General features: G+C 58.6%; 2 protein-coding genes and 1 pseudogene. All 3 read left to right on the top strand.

Features of this window, described 5'->3' with window-relative positions:
- Nucleotides 1–342 (top strand): annotated as a pseudogene (locus tag Q0C48_RS02950) (phosphopyruvate hydratase); the annotation flags it as partial.
- Nucleotides 343–364: 22 nt separating this feature from the next.
- Nucleotides 365–1,369: a 2-hydroxyacid dehydrogenase gene (locus Q0C48_RS02955; protein WP_291521387.1), complete on the top strand. Its 1,005-nt coding sequence runs from the start codon at nucleotides 365–367 to the stop codon at nucleotides 1,367–1,369.
- Nucleotides 1,370–1,382: 13 nt separating this feature from the next.
- A partial coding sequence (glgP, locus tag Q0C48_RS02960) for an alpha-glucan family phosphorylase (protein WP_291521389.1) occupies nucleotides 1,383–3,433 on the top strand: 2,051 nt, incomplete at its 3' end.

The following is a 3,433-nucleotide window of genomic DNA, read 5'->3' on the forward strand; positions in this document are numbered from 1 at the left end:
ACCAACCCCAAAATCATCGCCCGCGCCATGGAAGACAATATTGCCAACGCCACCCTCATCAAACTCAATCAGATCGGTACGGTGACCGAGACCATCACCGCCACACGGCTGGCGCAATATCACGGCTGGGGGGCCTTTGTCTCGCATCGCTCCGGCGAAACCACCGATGATTTCATCGCCGACCTCACCGTCGCCCTGGATACCGGGCATCTGAAGTCGGGTGCTCCGGCGCGTGGCGAACGGGTGGCCAAATACAACCAGTTGCTGCGTATCGAAGAAGAGCTAGGCACCGCCGCCAGTTTTGCTGGTAAACACGCGTTTTGCAGACCGGTCCGTTTCTGATAGCGTTCAAAGGAGAGAGATCATGCGTTGCTTAGTCACCAGTGCTCGTCCCTATGATCAACAATTCCTCAGTACCGCCAACGACGGACGCCACGAGTTGGCCTTCGTCGAGACGGCATTAAATGCCGAGACCGCCTTTATTGCCCAAGGCTATCCCGCCCTCTGCCCGTTTGTCGATGATACGCTGGATGCAAAAGCTCTGGAAACTATAGCGCATCTGGGGACAAAGCTGCTGGTATTGCGCAGCACCGGATTCAACCATGTCGATATCCCAGCCGCGGAAAAGCAGGGCATCACCGTCATGCGGGTGCGGGATTATTCTCCCTGTGCGGTCGCCGAATACGCGGTCGGCCTCATGCTGACTCTGAACCGGCATCTACATAAAGCCTATAATCGGGTGCGCGACGGCAACTTCCTCCTCGACGGTTTGCTGGGTTTTGACATGCACGGCAAGACCGTAGGCATTGTCGGCACCGGCAGAATTGGCACCGCACTGGCCCGGATCCTCCATGGCATGGGCTGTCACTTGCTGGCCTATGACACCGCCCCCAATCCTGACTGTCAGGAACTGGGGGTCGCTTATGTTTCTCTGGAAGAATTACTCGCCAAAAGCCGGATCGTCAGCCTCCACGTACCACTTCTTCCGGAAACCCGGCATCTCATGAATGCAGAACGCTTCGCCCGGATGCCCGAAGGCGCCATGCTCATCAATACCAGCCGCGGTCCGCTTATTGACACGGCTGCACTCATCGTCGCGCTCAAGAGCCGTCACTTGGGTGCGGTGGGTTTGGATGTCTATGAAGAAGAGGCTGATCTGTACTTTAAGGATCACTGCGACGACATTATCTGCGATGACAGCTTCGAACGGCTGCTCACTTTTCCCAATGTCGTCATCACGGGCCATCAGGCCTTTTTCACCCGTGAGGCACTAAAAACCATCGCGGACACGACGATTCAGAACCTCGACGACTATAGCACCGGTAAGGACAGCCCCAACCGCGTCGCTGCCCACCGCGCATCCCATTGAATCGGAGGACTTTGTGACCATCGCCCCTTGCTACCTGCTCCCGCAACTGCCTGAATCACTGGCTGGTCTGGCCGAACTCGCCCTCGACCTGCGCTGGTCCTGGAGTCATGCCACAGACAATCTCTGGCAACACGTTGCTCCAGAACTCTGGGAAGATACCAGGAATCCCTGGATCATTCTGCAAAATATCGGGGGCGACACACTTCAGCGTTTAGCCCAAGACAAAGATTTTATCGCCATGCTCAATACGTTCGTCAGCGAGCACCGCGAGCACCTCACCCAAAAAGGCTGGTTCAGCGAAACCTATACCCACCCACCCTTCAGCCAGGTGGCGTATTTCAGCATGGAGTTTGGCCTCTCCGAGTCCCTGCCCATCTATTCGGGTGGTCTGGGCATCCTCGCCGGTGACTGCCTCAAAACCGCCAGCGATCTCGGTATCCCCCTCCTCGGTATCGGCCTGCTCTGGCAGCAGGGTTATTTTCGCCAGAGCCTTGATGATTGCGGCCGCCAGATCGAACTCTATCCCTACAATGACCCCACCCAGATGCCGGTCACTCCAGTACGCGATGCCGAAGGCGAGTGGCTCCGCCTGGAATTGCCGTTCCCTGGCCGCACCGTCATCCTGCGCGCCTGGCAGGCCCAAGTGGGTCGTGTCATCCTCTATCTGCTCGACAGCAACGACCCCCTCAATACCCCTGCCGATCGCGGTATCACCGCCGAACTCTACGGTGGCGGCCCCGAGAACCGCCTGCAACAAGAAATTTGTCTGGGCATCGGCGGCTGGATGCTGTTGCGCCGCTTGGGTATTCAGCCGGATATCTGTCACCTCAATGAAGGGCACGCCGCCTTCGCCATTCTCGCCCGTGCCTACAGCCACATGCAGGATCATGGTACCAGCTTCCCCTGTGCACTCACCGCCACCCGCGCCGGCAACATCTTCACCACCCATACCCCCGTTTCCGCTGGTTTCGACCGCTTCCCGCCAGAACTGCTGACGCGTTACATCGCCGGTGCCCCCGAGGCTTTCGGCGTGGGTGTGGAGACCATCCTCGCTCTTGGCCGGGAGAACCCCGAAGATACCCGCGAACCCTTCAATATGGCGTGGCTCGCCATTCACGGCAGCCTGATCATCAATGGCGTCAGTCGCCTGCATGGGGCCGTCAGCCGTCGTTTATTCCAACCCTTGTTCCCCCGTTGGCCCGAGGACGAAGTTCCCGTCATGCATGTTACCAATGGCGTGCATATGCCCTCCTGGGATTCCGCCGAAGCCGACGCCTTATGGACCAACCACTGCGGCAAGGCACGCTGGCTGGGAGATTTAAAGGATATCGAAGCGGACTTTCGCCAGGCGCCAGACACTCATCTCTGGCAATTGCTGGGTACGGCACGCCAACAAGTCATCACTTTTGCTCGCCAACGCCTTCAGAAGCAATTGGCGGCGGTGAACGCGCCCGTTGGTGAGATCGAAAGGGCGAAGACCGCCCTCGATCCCAACACGCTGACGATTGGCTTTGCCCGCCGCTTTACCGCCTACAAGCGCCCCAACCTGCTGTTAAGCGATCCCGATCGGCTGTATCGTCTCCTCACTCATACTCACTATCCGGTACAACTGATCATCGCGGGCAAGGCACATCCCCAAGACGGGGTCGGCAAGGCCCTAATCCAGCAATGGATCCAATTCATGCATCAACACCCGGATCTGGCCACCCGCCTGATCTTCATCGCCGACTACGACATGCTCGTGGCCGAACAACTCGTCCAGGGCGTGGATTTGTGGATCAACACTCCACGCCGTCCCTGGGAAGCCAGTGGCACCAGTGGCATGAAGGTACTGGTCAACGGTGGCCTCAACCTCTCTGAACTGGATGGCTGGTGGGCTGAAGCCTATTGCCCGGAGGCCGGATGGGCGCTGGGCGACGGCCGTGAACATGATACCGATCTGACATGGGACCAACAGGAAGCGCAGCAGCTCTATCGTCTGCTGGAAGACGAAGTCGTGCCCCTCTTTTACCACCAGCGCGATGCCAACGGCTGTCCGTGCGGCTGGGTCGCTAAAGTACGCGA

This window comes from Acidithiobacillus sp. (assembly GCF_023255755.1).
Lineage (GTDB): Bacteria > Pseudomonadota > Gammaproteobacteria > Acidithiobacillales > Acidithiobacillaceae > Acidithiobacillus.

Excerpts from the sequence above, each read along its gene's own strand:
- Q0C48_RS02955 (WP_291521387.1), top strand. The coding sequence starts at position 365 with ATGCGTTGCTTAGTCACCAGTGCTCGTCCCTATGATCAACAATTCCTC.